16 protein-coding genes are annotated in these 15,103 nt (G+C 44.5%); 1 reads left to right on the top strand and 15 read right to left on the bottom strand.

The annotated features are described in order from the left end of the window. Positions 1-513: 513 nt before the first annotated feature. From INT76_RS10195 to INT76_RS10165, 7 genes are all read right to left on the bottom strand, one after another. Positions 514-1,209: a PoNe immunity protein domain-containing protein gene (locus INT76_RS10195; RefSeq protein ID WP_212570485.1), complete on the bottom strand. Its 696-nt coding sequence runs from the start codon at positions 1,207-1,209 to the stop codon at positions 514-516. An 8-nt stretch (positions 1,210-1,217) separates the two neighbouring features. Further along, positions 1,218-1,535, bottom strand: coding sequence for a hypothetical protein (locus INT76_RS10190; RefSeq protein ID WP_249116153.1), 318 nt, complete (start codon positions 1,533-1,535; stop codon positions 1,218-1,220). Between the two features lie 86 nt (positions 1,536-1,621). Continuing rightward, complete coding sequence (locus INT76_RS10185) at positions 1,622-2,311, bottom strand: PoNe immunity protein domain-containing protein (protein WP_212570483.1); 690 nt, start codon at positions 2,309-2,311, stop codon at positions 1,622-1,624. Between the two features lie 9 nt (positions 2,312-2,320). Continuing rightward, on the bottom strand, positions 2,321-3,574 hold the full coding sequence (locus INT76_RS11100) for a hypothetical protein (RefSeq protein ID WP_249116152.1): 1,254 nt from the start codon (positions 3,572-3,574) through the stop codon (positions 2,321-2,323). Positions 3,575-3,764: 190 nt separating this feature from the next. Continuing rightward, positions 3,765-4,454, bottom strand: a complete 690-nt coding sequence (locus INT76_RS10175; protein WP_212570481.1) for a PoNe immunity protein domain-containing protein — start codon at positions 4,452-4,454, stop codon at positions 3,765-3,767. Between the two features lie 9 nt (positions 4,455-4,463). Then, on the bottom strand, positions 4,464-6,632 hold the full coding sequence (locus INT76_RS10170) for a T7SS effector LXG polymorphic toxin (RefSeq protein WP_212570474.1): 2,169 nt from the start codon (positions 6,630-6,632) through the stop codon (positions 4,464-4,466). Positions 6,633-6,845: 213 nt separating this feature from the next. Next, positions 6,846-7,373 (bottom strand): GNAT family N-acetyltransferase, encoded by a 528-nt coding sequence (locus tag INT76_RS10165; RefSeq protein WP_212570472.1) that lies wholly within the window; start codon positions 7,371-7,373, stop codon positions 6,846-6,848. 118 nt (positions 7,374-7,491) lie between these two features. Between INT76_RS10165 and ald the strand changes: the two genes are divergently transcribed. Continuing rightward, positions 7,492-8,604 carry an alanine dehydrogenase gene (gene ald, locus INT76_RS10160; RefSeq protein WP_212570470.1) on the top strand — a complete coding sequence of 371 codons (1,113 nt, stop codon included), beginning with the start codon at positions 7,492-7,494 and terminating at the stop codon, positions 8,602-8,604. A gap of 92 nt (positions 8,605-8,696) precedes the next feature. On the opposite strand, the gene INT76_RS10155 is transcribed toward ald, so the two are convergent. The 8 genes from INT76_RS10155 to pyrH form a co-directional block, all read right to left on the bottom strand. Continuing rightward, positions 8,697-9,665, bottom strand: coding sequence for a PhoH family protein (locus tag INT76_RS10155; RefSeq protein ID WP_212570468.1), 969 nt, complete (start codon positions 9,663-9,665; stop codon positions 8,697-8,699). A gap of 133 nt (positions 9,666-9,798) precedes the next feature. Continuing rightward, entirely contained in the window at positions 9,799-10,014 is a 216-nt protein-coding gene (locus tag INT76_RS10150; protein ID WP_212570466.1) for a YozE family protein, read from the bottom strand. Positions 10,015-10,019: 5 nt separating this feature from the next. Further along, a complete protein-coding gene (locus tag INT76_RS10145; protein WP_212570464.1) occupies positions 10,020-10,478 on the bottom strand; it encodes a DUF1801 domain-containing protein in 459 nt (152 codons plus the stop codon). Between the two features lie 8 nt (positions 10,479-10,486). Beyond that, positions 10,487-11,857 (bottom strand): DUF1958 domain-containing protein, encoded by a 1,371-nt coding sequence (locus INT76_RS10140; protein ID WP_212570462.1) that lies wholly within the window; start codon positions 11,855-11,857, stop codon positions 10,487-10,489. Positions 11,858-11,863: 6 nt separating this feature from the next. Next, positions 11,864-12,784: a 2-dehydropantoate 2-reductase gene (locus INT76_RS10135; RefSeq protein WP_212570460.1), complete on the bottom strand. Its 921-nt coding sequence runs from the start codon at positions 12,782-12,784 to the stop codon at positions 11,864-11,866. 8 nt (positions 12,785-12,792) lie between these two features. Beyond that, positions 12,793-13,647, bottom strand: a complete 855-nt coding sequence (locus INT76_RS10130; protein ID WP_212570458.1) for a CvfB family protein — start codon at positions 13,645-13,647, stop codon at positions 12,793-12,795. Between the two features lie 121 nt (positions 13,648-13,768). Continuing rightward, positions 13,769-14,326 carry a ribosome recycling factor gene (gene frr, locus INT76_RS10125; RefSeq protein ID WP_212570456.1) on the bottom strand — a complete coding sequence of 186 codons (558 nt, stop codon included), beginning with the start codon at positions 14,324-14,326 and terminating at the stop codon, positions 13,769-13,771. Positions 14,327-14,342: 16 nt separating this feature from the next. Beyond that, positions 14,343-15,074, bottom strand: coding sequence for a UMP kinase (gene pyrH, locus INT76_RS10120; RefSeq protein ID WP_212570454.1), 732 nt, complete (start codon positions 15,072-15,074; stop codon positions 14,343-14,345). Between the last annotated feature and the right edge of the window lie 29 nt (positions 15,075-15,103).

Here is a 15,103-nt window from a genome sequence, read left to right as displayed (position 1 = left end):
GTTCTACACTCCAAATCTGACCTTACGACTGTTGCGAATAGAGTTCGCTTCATTTCCAACCTCAAAAGGTTCACTGAACCTTTTGAGCTGTGCGGGGGTGGGAGTAAAATAGTCCAGTGGAGTGAAACAGTTCGGGGAACTGTTTCAGCTGGTCACCTGAAAATAAGAAAGTGACCATAGAGGCCCGAACCTACATGTTGGGAAGTGAGGGGAACTCTTTTTTCACTTGTAGAGTTCTTTCCCACTCCCACTCATCAAATCAAGTCAACAACGTCTGAATTTGATTTTCGAAGAGTATTAGTTCAAGTGTCTTTCTGCCACCACTACCGTACGGTCTGGCTCTTCCACCTCCTTGACCACTTGAAACCCATTTTTCAGCCAGAAGTGCTGAGCCTGAGGGTTTCCCTTGGCAAGGGTCGATGTCAGCTACTTGCCAGATCAGGGAGGGGTTCTCAATTATCAGCGCATACTACAAAATTAGCTCAGACCGTAATCTGAGCCTATTATATCATACTAATCAACCTCTTGGACTAATAAATCATAAAGGAAATAATCTAGTTCCTTTAGATGTTCGTCATAAATCCCACGAATCTTGCACAGGGCCGCTGTGTCAAAACTCCAGTAACCATAGTAAGCGTCCTCAGTCTTATGCGTATCATACCAAGCCGCCTCTGAGTGGGCATAGTACCAAAACTTCTGCGCTTCAATAACACTGTCTGCAGTATCGCCCATCAGATTGAGATACTCCAAATGGGAATGGAAATTGACCCTCTCCCCTCGTAATAAATACATAGCAAGAAATTCAATATAGTCCTCTTGCATTTGTTCTCCCGCATCCACGAAAGCCATATATTTATCGAAAATTTTCTCAATATCTTCAATGAATTCCGCCTTGCGGTCTTCAAAGAGAACCCCCAGAGAGAAGTAGTCAATCAAGTCATAAATGCTTTCATGACTGGTATATGAAAGTAAGTAATAGTGTAAGCTGTTTTTAAACCATTTGAAGATTTCATCATTAGTCTTATTCAAAGAATAACCTACACTAACTAGTCGTTTATAATGAAGAGATTGAGTAGAATAGTAACCTTCTAATCGTTCTGGTATGATGCGACTTCTGTACTCCTCTGACTCCCGTTTTTGCAATGAAGCAATTATAAAATCATAGGCTTCTTCAAAATAAGCTCCATCTTTATATTTATCTCTGAACATTGTATTCCTCATTTCATTTTCTTAGCCGTATCATCCAGCTGATAGATGACGATATCGCCGTTCTCTTTAACATTGAAGAGATTGCTTTGAACGTCCCCAAAATCTCTTGCACTTTTGATTTCTTCAGCCATTCTTCTTCCGACTGCTTTTTCCAGACGATTATCAATCCACCTTCTATTCATCTGTTGACTGCCGTCTGTTAGTGTTTTGGTACTCAGCGTCGCTGTGTTGTATTTGGCTTCCGAGATGATATAAGGCGGGTGGCCATCTGGATTGTAGTAAACCCCATCAATCCCCTTATGGCTAGGACTGTCAAGGTGTGTCACTATATCCTTGCTAATACGCTCGTAGCCAAACTGTGTCGAGCCCTTAAAAATAAGCCCAGATATCAGCCTGAGCTTATTGTATCATACTAATCAGCCGTTTGAACCAACAAATCATAAGGGAAATAATCCAAGGCCTTCAGGCGTTCGTCATAAATCCCACGAATCTTGCACAGGGCCGCTGTGTCAAAACTCCAGTAACCATAGTAAGCGTCATTGGTCTTATGCGTATCATACCAAGCGGCATCTGAATGGGCATAGTACCAAAATTTTTGAGCTTCGATAACAGAGCCAGCGTCATATCCTATCATATTGAGGTATTCGAGATTAGAGTGAAATTTGATAATTTTATCTTCTAGTAAATACTCAAATAATGCGTCAATATAATCATCTTGAACAATTTCATCTTCTTCTGAAAACTTTTGATAGTTATCAAATAATACCCTTATATCATCAATAAATTCTTCTTTACGCTGGTCGAAAAGAACCGCAAGAGATAAATAATCAATGATTGTAAAAATACCATCATTTTCGCTATAAATTAAACTATAGTAATGCAAACTAATCTTAAACCATTTAAAGATTTCATCTGATGACAATCCCAAAGAGTAACTGATAGTGAGCAACTTTTTTGAATATCCTGATTGAGAGAGGTAAAAGTAGTCAAGCCTTTCTTCAGGCACCTCCTCCCTCAATCCCTCAAATTCATCAAAAGTTTTCATATTAAATTTCAATCTTTTTTCAAAATATTCGCTATCTTTATATTTATCTCTAAACATTTATAGACCTCATTTCATTTTCTTAGCCGCATCATCAAGCTGATTGATGATAATATTACCATTCTCTTTGACATTGAATAGGTTACTTTGAACATTGCCATCTCCTATAAATAAAGATTTACGGATATTTGTCGCATGTTCTTCATTGACTGCCTTATCAAGACGGTTATCTATCCAAAGCCTACTCATTTGCTTACCATCTTTAGCCTTACCAAGGGTAGCTGTATTGTATTTAGCTTCCGAGATGATATAAGGCGGGTGCCCATCTGGATTATAGCAAACGCCGTCAATCCCCTTGTGACTTGGGCTATCAAGGCTCGTGACTATATCCTTACTGATACGCTCGTAGCCCATTTGACGATAATACTCGTCTTGAACAATTTCACCATAGTTACCTTTACGCATAGAAGTGGAAAGATTAGCTTCACCATTTCTCACCTTGACTAACTCTGTCTGTTGCTGGGCTATCTCATCTACCGTATGGACATTGGATACAACCGGCGTGTTATTGGTCACCATTGTATGATGGAGATCATCCATTGTGCTTTCCCACGCAGTGCCTTCCCAAGCAACAGTCGATGACCTTGGCACTTCCATATCTGGATTAACCTTGGGAACTGGTTTCTTAGGCACAGAGAGGTCATCTGAGACACTAGGAACACTTGCAGTTGGTGCCCCTGTGATTTGCTTATAGTCCATATAACCACCTGCCAGACTAGCACCCAACGTGCTCCAAGCTTGGACTGCGTTGTAATGCTCAGCCATAAGCTTCTCGCCCTCACTAGCTGGCTTGCCTGTGATAGGATTGATACCCGTTTCCTTGATATGGTTGGTATAATCCGCCATCAGATTAGGATGGCGCCAGTGGAAACGGGTCTGGCTGAGTAACTGCCCATAGCGTTTCAACACGTAATCGGCTTGCTGGCGCTGGGTTTCGCTCATCCCCAAGCGTTCTAATACCGTTGGACCAGGATAGAGGTGCTTCAGATAAGGATAGGCCTTTTCCAATTCGGCCAGGCTCATCTGGTTGACATTAGCCTTAAAGGCCTCTGTCACCTTAGGCAAGGCTTCTTTCTCTTTCTTCGTCGCATGAGCCTTAGCCCCCTTTTGGAAACGCTCTGTGTTCCTATGTTTTTGATAATAAGCCAAGGCATAGAGTTCCTCAGCGGTATTAGCCTCTGGGAAATAACCTGCCCCTTGGGCAGTGCTATCCTTGCCGTCCAGAAGGTAACCATAGGTTTCCAAAAAGGCCTCTGGAGACATCTGCTCAATCTTTATCCTAGCCTTGGTATCGTCTTTGACCCTTAGGACATCGGGGTCAATCTTAGCCTTAGGATAGGCCTTCTGGTAGGCTTCAATGGCCTTGACATCCTTGGCAGTCAGATTTTTCTTCTTGAATATTTGAAAATACTATATAAACAAGCTCAGTTTGATGTCTGAGCTTGTTACTAATTTAATCATCTTTTTGAACTAACAAATCATATGGAAAATAATCCAATTCTTTCAAGCGTTCGTCATAAATCCCACGAATCTTGCACAGGGCCGCTGTGTCAAAACTCCAGTAGCCATAATAGGCATCTTCTGATTTGTGCGTATCATACCAAGCCGCCTCTGAATGGGCGTAGTACCAGAATTTCTGAGCTTCAATAACGCTGTCTGCGGTATCTCCCATCAGATTGAGGTATTCAAGGCGAGAATGAAAGTTGACAACCTGGTCATGCAGTAAGTACATGCCTAGGAAATCAATATAATCGTCTTGTAATTGGTCACCTGCATCTACAAAACTCAAATACTTTTGAAAAATCTTTTCAATATCCTCAATGAACTCCGCTTTGCGGTCTTCAAAAAGGACTGCAAGAGAAAGATAGTCTATTAAGTCATATGTACTGCCATACACGTCATAAGATAACTCAAAATATCGCAAGCTAATTTTAAACCATTTGAAGATTTCATTGAATGGTAATCCGAGAGAATAGCTCATGGTTACTAATTTATAAGAATAACCTGATTGAACCATTCCAAAATCAGTAATTTTATTTTTATTTACTCCTGTTTTCATTTCTTCAAATTCATTAAAGGTATCTAAATTAAATTTGAACTCTTGTCTAAAATACTCTTCATCTTTGTATTTATCTCTAAACATTGGTAGACCTCATTTCATTTTCTTAGCCGTATCATCTAACTGGTTGATGATAATATTACCATTATCTTTGACATTGAATAGATTACTTTGAACATTTCCATCATCGCTAAACCATGATTTGCGAATAGCTTTTGCATGTCCTTTATCAATCGCTTTATCAAGCCGTTTATTAATCCAGTTTCGATCCATTTGGTTCGTCCCATCTGCCAAGCCTTTATTGAGTTGGGCCGTATTATACTTAGCCTCAGAGATGATATAAGGCGGATGGCCATCTGGATTGTAGTAAACCCCATCAATCCCCTTGTGGCTTGGGCTATCAAGGCTCGTGACTATATCCTTACTGATACGCTCATAGCCCAGTTGACGATAATACTCGTCTTGAACAATTTCACCATAGTTACCTTTACGCATAGAAGTGGAAAGATTAGCGTCACCATTTCTCACCTTAAGTAACTCTGCTTGTTGCTGGGCTATCTCATCTACCGTATGGACATTGGATACAACCGGCGTGTTATTGGTCACCATTGTATGATGGAGATCATCCATTGTGCTTTCCCACGCAGTGCCTTCCCAAGTAACCGACTTAAGAGGTGAAGAAAACTTATCGATGGTATTGTGTTCCCCTAACGATTCAATAGTTATCTTATCTGCTCTAGTCTTAGGAATTTCATCCACGCCGGTTATCGGTGCTGTCTTCTTGAAGGCGGTCACTTCACTATTGACCTCTCCAATGTCATTCATCTTGCTGAGAATGTTGAGCTTAAACAAATCCGAATAATCAATCACCGCATCCGCTATAGAAGCAACGAGCGTTGAACTTCCCTTAACCCAGCCATAGTGCTTGGCCACAAACTTCAGATCGTCGCTAGCTTCCTTGCCTGTCCGTGGGTCAAGGCCAGTCTCATTGACATAGGCATTGAGCTTTTCCATATACTGTGGGTCGCGCCAGTCGATAACTTCGTGATCCATCAGTTCTTCAAAGCGGAGCTTGCTGTAATCTATACGAGCCTTATCCGCGGCACTGCCAAAGAGGTAGTCAAATTCCAACCCCTGACAGTCGAAAAAGAGAAGTCTATCTTGTTCCATCAACTCAGGCAAGGTCATGGCATCAAGTTTAGCCTTGTCCTCTGGACGCAGATTGGCAAACATGGTCTCCAGTCGTGCGAGCTCTGCCTTACCTATATCTCCCCGGGCGACAAGATACTCATAACGACCGATGATATAGTTGTATTGCTCAGGTGTCAACTCTCCTGTCAGCACCCGACCATAGCCTGTACTACGGAAACTTTTTTCTCCCTGAATCAAGTGTCCGTACTTATCTTCCAACTCCGCCAAGGCCATGGCGTTAATCTGAGCTTCAAATGGGGAGCGGATAAATTTGGCATACTCTTCCTGCGATTTCTTGTCCAGATTGCGGAAGTGAGCCAGATCCGCATCCGAAATGCGACCAGAATAGCGAGAACCAAGGATTTCCTTGGCAAGGGCTGATGTCAGTTGCTTGCCAGAGCCACCGTGGCTCAAGACATGACTGACCTCCTCCACGGTCTTGCGAAAGGCCGTGTCCTGAAAGAAGGCAAGCGCACTGTCATGCTGGTAGCCAGAACTGACTGCCTGTCCCAACCTTCCAAGTTGATGGTTCTGACTGCTGAACAAGTCCGCGAGCGCATTGTCTGCCTTGAGGCTGTTAAATGCGCTCATGTCCGCAATCAGCTTATCCAAGAGCCTGTCCAATTCTGACTTGGCCGTTGTCATCGCAGAAAGAGATGGACTGGATAGAGGAATGATGTCACTGATACTGCTGTAGATACGGTTAGCATCTGAGTTAATCATCTGGCTATCCGTAAAGATTCCAGCTGCCTTGCTTTTGAGCTCAGATAGATAGTCTGTGTTGATAATGGCGCTGTCGCTGGTTTCCCCTGTTATCGATTGGAAACGAGTAATAAGTTCATCGTAGGAGGAGGCAAGCAGAGTCAGGGCATTTTCATAGTTGGTCAGAAGCGGGAGCTGATGGTTGCCGATCTTAGCGTCAATGGCTTCTTTTACCTGACCCTTGAGCGCTGAGGAAGACTGGGCTGCCTGCAGACTCTGCTTGGCAGCGGCTAATTGGCTCCTAAGACTAGTCAGTTGAGCTTCAAGGGCAGCCTTTTGACCCTTGACTTCTGACATATCAATTCTCATAACCGACTCCTTTTGTTTTGTAGGGATTCCTATAGAAAATAGTCAAATTCTATAGTTGTATTATACTATACATCTGTAAATTTGCCTACTTGTTTTTGATTTTTTTGTAAATAAATGGCTAAAATAACCATATTATAGCATCGTCCATTACAAGAGAAATATATCAGTGTAATATTACCTTAATTAAATTGTTTTTTGTCAAAGGCTTTCTTTTTAACCGCCCTCTAAGTGAAGATAACTTTTCAAGTGTCTTTCTGCCACCACTACCGTACGGTCTGGCTCTTCCACCTCCTTGACAACTTGAAACCCATTTTTCAGCCAGAAGTGCTGAGCCTGAGGGTTTCCCTTGATAAACCCCAAACGCACTGCCTTAAAATCTTTAGCCAAACACGCCAGTAAGTCGTCAACCAGCTGACTTCCCAGCCCTCGTCCCTGATAAGCCGCATCAACCATGAACAGACCAATATAGGCTGTTCCTGCTTCAGGATAGTCGGAGATAATATCCACTATGGCCACCAATTCCTCTTGCTGCCAATAGCCGAGAAAATACTTATCTTCGATTGTCTTACCCGGCGGAAGATCAACCAAATCTTGTTTCAAACTAATCAGACTAGGTTTCGGCGGGCAGTAAAAGGTATAGAGCGGATTGCCATCATAGAGTGCCAACACAGCAGGAAGATGTTCTTCTGACAATTTGCCAACAGTGTATTTTTCCGTTACAGTTTCAATATTAATAGCCATACGCACCTCCTTGTGCTTCAGTCTAACACACATCTAATCCAAAAACAAGTACCTCTCACACTTGCAATTTCATCTCTTTTTCCTTACAATATAATAAAAAAATAAGAGAGGTTTACCTATGTTAATCGGTGTTCCAAAGGAAATCAAAAACCACGAAAACCGTGTTGCTCTCACACCTGCTGGAGCCTATGCCTTGGTTCAGGCAGGTCATCAGGTCATTGTCGAAACCACGGCGGGAATCGGTTCTGGTTTCAGTGATGAAGATTATTTGGCCCAAGGAGCCAGTATTGTCGCAACTGCCCAAGAAGCATGGGCGGCTCAAATGGTTCTAAAAGTAAAAGAACCTCTTAAAGAAGAATATGGCTTTTTGAGAGAAGATCTAGTCCTCTTCACCTACCTTCACATGGCTCCAGCCCCTGAACTAGCAGATGCTATGCAGGCGGGCAAGACCACTGGTATTGCCTACGAAACTGTCCGTGACAGCCGTGGTCAACTCCCACTCCTAGTGCCTATGAGTGAGGTCGCTGGCCGGATGGCGGTACAAATCGGCGCCCATTTCCTGACCAAACAAGTAGGTGGCTCCGGCGTCCTCTTGGGTGGTGTTCCTGGAGTTCCAAAAGGTAAGATTGCCATCATTGGCGGCGGCGTGGTTGGTACGCATGCCGCTCGGATTGCTATCGGTCTAGGTGCCCATGTTACAATCTTAGACATCAGCGCCAAACGACTGGCTGAATTGGAAGATATTTTTGGAAACCAAGTACAAACCCTCATGTCCAATCCCTTCAACATTGCCCAGGCTGTTCAGGATGCTGATCTCGTGATTGGGGCTGTGCTCATCCCTGGTACCAAGGCGCCTAAGCTGGTCACCGAAGAGATGGTTCAAACTATGCGTCCAGGATCTGTTATCGTTGACGTGGCAGTAGACCAAGGCGGTGTGGTTGCAACAGCAGACAAAGTAACCACCCACGATGAACCGATCTATAAGAAATACGATGTCCTCCACTATGCCGTCGCAAACATCCCCGGCGCCGTAGCTCGTACATCCACCCTAGCCCTGACCAATGTCACCCTTCCTTATGTACTTGATTTAGCCAACAAGGGCTTTAAACAAGCTATCCTTGACGATGCTGGTCTGAGAGAAGGTGTCACTACCTATCAGGGGCACATCACTAGCCAACCAGTTGCCCTAGGCCTAGAGCGTGACTGCACACCCATTACTGAATTGATTTAACCTGTAAAACAACCCGCTTTCAGCTATAAAAAGGCTCCAAACCGTATTCCTAAAACATGGTTTGGAGCCTTTTATTGTTTTCTTATATGCGACTAATCCATAGCCTGCGGAAGTTCTGTTTCGTAGGCGCGAATGATTTCTGCCACAACAGGATGGCGAACCACATCTTTTGCTGTAAAATAGACAAAATCAACCTGAGGAATCATTTTCAGCTTTTCTCTTGCATCAATCAAACCGGACTTGACATTGCGCGGCAGGTCAATCTGACTAATATCCCCATTGACAATCATCTTGGAATTAAATCCTAGGCGTGTTAGAAACATCTTCATCTGCATGATGGTGGTGTTTTGCGCCTCATCCAAGATGACAAAGGCATCCTCCAAGGTTCTCCCCCGCATATAGGCAAGGGGAGCAATTTCGATGATGTCGCGCTCCATAAGGCGGCTGGTCTGCTCCTTACCTAAAATCTGATACAAGGCATCATAGACTGGCCGCAGATAAGGATCAACCTTTTCTTTCAGGTCACCAGGCAGAAAACCCAGACTTTCTCCTGCCTCAACAGCCGGTCGTGTCAGAACAATCTTCTTAACCTGACCTCGCTTGAGGGCTGTAACGGCAAGGGTAACAGCTAGGAAGGTCTTACCAGTTCCTGCAGGGCCGATACCAAAGACAATATCATGGCGCTTCACGCTATCCACATAGACCTTCTGACCCAGAGTCTTGACACGGATTGGTTTTCCAGAGTTGTCCTTGATAATCTCTTCCTCATAAAGGGCAACAAATTTCTCAATCTCATCATTTTTAGCCATAGTGATAGCTGTCACCACATCCGGCGTATTGACCGTCAGGCCACGATTGACTAAGACCAAGAGTGACTGGATGACCAAACGTGTCCATTCAACATGTTCTTCCTGACCAATGACTTGAACATACTCCGTCCGCGCATGAATAACCACGCCCAACTCCTGCTCCATCAGCCGCAAATGACGTTCATTAGAACCAAAAAGGCTAAAAAGATCATCTGGATGACTGAGTTTAATTTCAATAGAATGCTCTTGCAAAAAACTACTCCTTTAGGTGCTTTTCTTTATTATAGCAAAAAAATAGAAAAGCCTCTATCCTAAGCTTGCCACAGCCGTCCCTGACAACTGCCTCTAAACAAAAAATAGCCCTAAGGCTATCTCTTGTCTACAATTAGTGTCCCAAATAGTCTTCCCAAATGGCATCAAAGTCACTCATTGAAAAGGTAAAACTAGCTGACTCCTCTAGGAAACGGCTAACCTGATCAAAGTCATCTGATTGCTTAGGGAAATCCGGTTCATCAAAAGCATAATCTGCCAAAATAGCCACGGGCGCATTGCTTTTCGGATTGCGCTGGGCCATGAGCCAGGTATAAAAGGATTTTCTCATCGTTTTTACTTCCTCAGATGTGTTTGTTCGTAGCGCTCGATGTAGGTTTCAAGCGACATTTTCTCCACCAGTTCCCCAATCAAATCATAGGGAATGTGTTTGGGATTCTTCATCCGAATGCAGCTTTTTCCCATATCCAGCTTGGTGGGAACCACTTTTGCATATTCCGTCGCAAACCACTTGGCTAGTTCTTCATCCATATAGAGTCCCATATGATAAAGGGCTATGTGGTTTTTTGGGGAAGCCAGTGCCAAGAAGGGCAGAGGTTCACCGGGAGTGCAATGGTAGCCCGCTGGATAGGCCGACAGGGGAACCTCATAGTTGATCATTCCTCCTCTCAGACTTTCTTCAAACCCCGCTGGCAAATGTTCGATAATTGTCTGGCGTAAGCGACTGATGGGCTCCTTACGATTGTCAGGAAGGGCTGTCAGGTAAGCCGCTACGTCCTCTACATGATAGAGCATATCTCTCCTTAAAAACGATTGTGACGGAAACGCTCTCCTGCTCTTTCTCTCATTCGTTGGCGGCGGAGACGTTTTGAGCGCTGACTCAGCACAATTGGCGTTGCCAACATCAAGAGTAACAGAGGAAGAAGCAACCAATACCAGTTCGTCTTCAAAACTGTCAACCAATCTGTACTGGACTGACTTGTTTGAACAGCGCCAGTTGTGGAGGCAGCTGACTGACTTTGATTGGTTTTCCCAGTTTCAACAGCTACCGTATCGGCAATAAGCGGACTAACAGATTCCAATCCATTGTCCAGTCGTAACTGGCCATTTTCAACCACAAAGACTGGCTGACTCCCCTTCGCTAGGGTGCCATAAAAGTCCCTAGTTAGCTGATAGGTTTGTCCGTTAATGGTTTCTTCTCCGGCATCCAAGAGTTTGCGGTATTCATAGTCTGAAAAAGCATTTTCAACCAGAGCGTTAATGAATGGGTGGCGATAGTATTCTCCCTGCTGATCAGACCAGTCCCCTACGCCCATAACAATACCAATCAAGCGTTGCTCGCCTCGTTTTACGGTCAAGGTACAGTTGAAGCCGGCACTAGGACTAGATCCCGTTTTAAGACCATCTGCCCCCTCAATTCCATAGGCAGCACCAGGAAGTGAGTAATTATAGGTATCAAAAACTTCTTGATAAGGCGTTCCTGCCTTTACGGTCACGACAGCATCTTTGGTATGCTGCAAAATAGCTGGATACTTATTGAGAATATTGTATGCCAGAATAGACATATCCCTTGAAGTGGTCAGGTTGGTCGCTTCACGGTCATAGCGAGTAGGAGCATAATACCCTTGGAAGGAAATCGCAGAAGCTCCGCTGGCATTGTTCCAGGTCGTATTAGTCATGCCCAATTCCTGACTCTTAGCATTCATCATGTCGATAAACAAATCTGGGTCATTGTTTGAAACATAGTTCGCTAACATAATCGTCGCAGCATTCGATGACGGCACGATGGTCATGGTGATCAATTCTCCCACCGTATAGTCAACCCCGGCAACGATCTTGTTATTTGAAATCTCATAGATTTGCGAAATAGCCTGGTCAGAAGCCGTTGCTGTAATAACCGTGTCCTCTGACATTCTGCCCTCTGCAATAGCCTCATAGACCAAATAGAGAGCCATGAGCTTACTCATGCTGGCAGGGTCGCGAACTTCATCGATATTATCCTGCCACAAGATCTCTCCTGTATGTGCATCGATGACAATCGACGTTTTGGGACGGTTGATGGGATTGACTTCGTACCCAAACTCCCTTGTGATGTCCAACAGTTCATCGGCTTGCACCGTTACCAATGGACAAAGTAATACGAAACTTAAAACAAGTGCAACTAATCTTTTCATTTCCTTTTATCTCAATCCTAATAATGCTTCCTTTGCGTGAATCATGTCTGTCACCATCTGGCAGTAAGGCGTTGGAATCCCAACCCGTCTCCCCTTGAAGACAACAGCTCCATTTAAGTAATCAATTTCTGTTTTCCGTTTGTTTTGTACCAAGTCTTGGTGCATGGACGGGTAATGCGTAGCCGCATCCTTCGCCATATCCATGATATACTTCCAAATCCCTGTTTCATCAATCGAACCTGCTTCGGCCTTTGCGACCGCGATAAATTCGTTGAAGATATTCTGGACGAGATTGAGTCCGGCTTCTGTTCCAAACAGTTCTCCAATCGTGCAATCTAAAATGGTACAGGTTGGATTCATAACACCATTGACACAGGCCTTACGCCAGATAGACTCAATCACATTGTCATCATAAGTTGCATTCAGTCCGGCTTGGTTAAACATCTCTACAATAGAGGCAACCGACTCCCTGTCACCCTGCATATGTTGCAGGAAAATGGAACCTGTTCCCTTGAGATGAGCCTGCCCAGGGCCTTTTAGACCAGCCAACCAAATGGTTACACCAACCATAATACTAGAGTCCGGTACATAGCGACGCATGGTCGTAGCATGCCCTAAGCCGTTCAACAGACTGAGAACCTTGGTTTTCTTACCAATAATTCCCTTAATATCCTGAAGCATCTTGGGCAGCTGATCTGCCTTGGTCAAAAGAATAATCAGGTCAGCTTCTCGAGTAGCCTCAAGGGGTCTCATAATAGGAAGCTGCACCGTTTCTTCCACATCTCCTGTCACCTTCAACCCTTGACTACGAATAGCCTCGATATGTTCTTCCCAATTATCGAGTAAAATAACTTCATTGTCGGTCTTTGACAATTGGTAACCAAACCGGCAGCCCATAGCACCTGAACCTGCTATATAGACTAACATATCCCCTCCTAGATTAACTCTGTACCGCTGGCATCTTGCTTGATTTTTCCAGCTTTCATCAGTCCGCCCAGGGCCTTTTTGAACTGCCCCTTAGAGATGCCAAAGATAGCCTTAATGTCTTCTGGAGAAGACTTGTCATTCAAGGTCATAAATCCACCCTTGCTCTCCAGATAGGTCACTATCATCTGGGCATCATTTTCCAACATCTCAAAAGAACGCGGCTTGAGCGACAGGTTGAGAGTCCGGTCTACTTGACGATAACCGATCACTCGCACCTGTAATTCCTGCCCCAGACGGGGTTCTGTGAATCGCTCATTTGGATGGATAAAGCCCAGCATATTATTGTCAGGCAGATAGACAAAGGTTCCGTTGAGCTTCAAGCGATAGACAATAGCTCGCAGGTTCTGGTTTTGCATATTATCATAGGCGGGGCCGGCCAGCTTTTGAAAATCCTCGTGGAAGGCTGGTAAGGCCCAGAGCCGACCTTTCTTGTCTACATCGTAACGGACATAGAGTTGGTCCCCCTTTTTGGGCCAGAGTTCCTTGATTTCCGGAAGCAAGTCCAGAGACAGAACCACCTCCTTATCAGGCAATCCTGTATTGAGAAAGACTCCCAAGTCTTTACGCACCTCTGTCACCGTTCCCCAACCAAAGCTAGTACGGCTGGCTGCCTGTTCCTTGGTGGTTAAGCGGAGCCGCTGCTTCATGTCTGTGTAGGCAAAACCTTTGACGGAATCTCCCAGTTTGTGAGCTCCCTCTTCCTTAGAGAGAGCATAGGTTACTCCTTCTTTTTGCACAAAGTAAAATTGTTCGTTTTCATCCGTCACAAGACCTGTGAGGAAGCATGCTTGTTGTGTATTCATCGTATCTTTCTATCCATCTGGACCCAAGCCCATCCAACGTTAGATAAACGAATGGCACAGGTTGTTGGTTACACTTTTTAAGGGAAAAAAGGAGAGTTGATTGGTCACTCTCCTGGCTGCGTTAGACTTCCAACAATTCTTTTTCCTTGTCGGCGGTCATCTTGTCGATGGTCTTGATGGCATCATCCGTTACCTTCTGGATATCTTTTTCAAGTGTCTTCAAGTCATCTTCTGTGATTTCTTTTGCTTTTTCAGCTTTCTTGGCTTCATCCATGGCATCGCGACGGATATTACGAATCGCAACCTTGGCATTTTCGCCCACTTTTTTCACATCTTTTGCCAAGTTTTTACGCGTTTCCTCGGTCAAGGCTGGAATAACCAAGCGGATAACTGTACCATCTGATTGTGGCGTCAAACCTAGATCTGAAGCGTTAATGGCACGTTCAATATCTTTCAAGATGGACTTATCAAATGGTGTAATCAATAGCACGCGCGCCTCTGGCACTGTAATACCTGCTAGCTGATTGAGAGGTGTTGGTGCACCGTAGTACTCTACTGAAACGCGATCCAACAAGCTAGCATTGGCACGGCCAGCACGGATGTGGCTAAATTCACGCGCCAAGCTTTGATGGGATTGATTCATACGCTCTTGAGCTTTGGTAACAATTTCTTTTGACATAAAGATTCCTTCTTTTTTATTTTTCCTCTGGGTTGTTTGAAACGGTTGTTCCGATTGGCTCTCCGAAGACAACACGTTTGATATTGCCCGGTTCATTCATGTTGAACACAACCAAATCAATATCGTTGTCCATAGAGAGGGTTGAAGCGGTTGCGTCCATGATTTTCAGACCGCGGTTGATAACCTCGCGATGGGTCAATTCATTAAATTTGATGGCATTGGCATCCTTTTTCGGATCGGCATTGTAGACACCGTCTACACCATTTTTGGCCATGAGGATGGCTTCTGCCTCAATCTCCGCTGCACGAAGAGCTGCGGTTGTATCGGTTGAGAAGTAAGGTGAACCAATTCCCGCACCGAAGATAACGATTCTTCCTTTTTCAAGATGGCGTAGGGCACGACCACGAATATAAGGCTCCGCTACCGACTGCATAGCAATCGCTGTCTGCACTCGGGTATCAACGCCTAACTGTTTGAGTGAGTCTGCCATTACCAGCGCATTCATCACAGTCCCTAGCATACCAGTATAGTCTGCTTGAACACGATCCATACCAGCCTCCGCTGCCGGCTCTCCCCGCCAGAGGTTGCCACCGCCGATAACCAGGGCAATTTGAACTCCTGAAGCTGCCACTTCCTGAATTTCTTGAGCAATTTTTTGAACCGTCTGGATATCGATCCCGACACCACGCTCCCCTGCCAGGGCTTCGCCTGATAGTTTGATTAGAATACGTTCATATTTGGGTTTCATCTTCTAGCTCCTCTTTTTTATCCCTACTA

This window comes from Streptococcus oriscaviae (assembly GCF_018137985.1).
Taxonomy (GTDB): domain Bacteria; phylum Bacillota; class Bacilli; order Lactobacillales; family Streptococcaceae; genus Streptococcus; species Streptococcus oriscaviae.
This window is presented reverse-complemented; position numbering and strand designations above follow the sequence as displayed.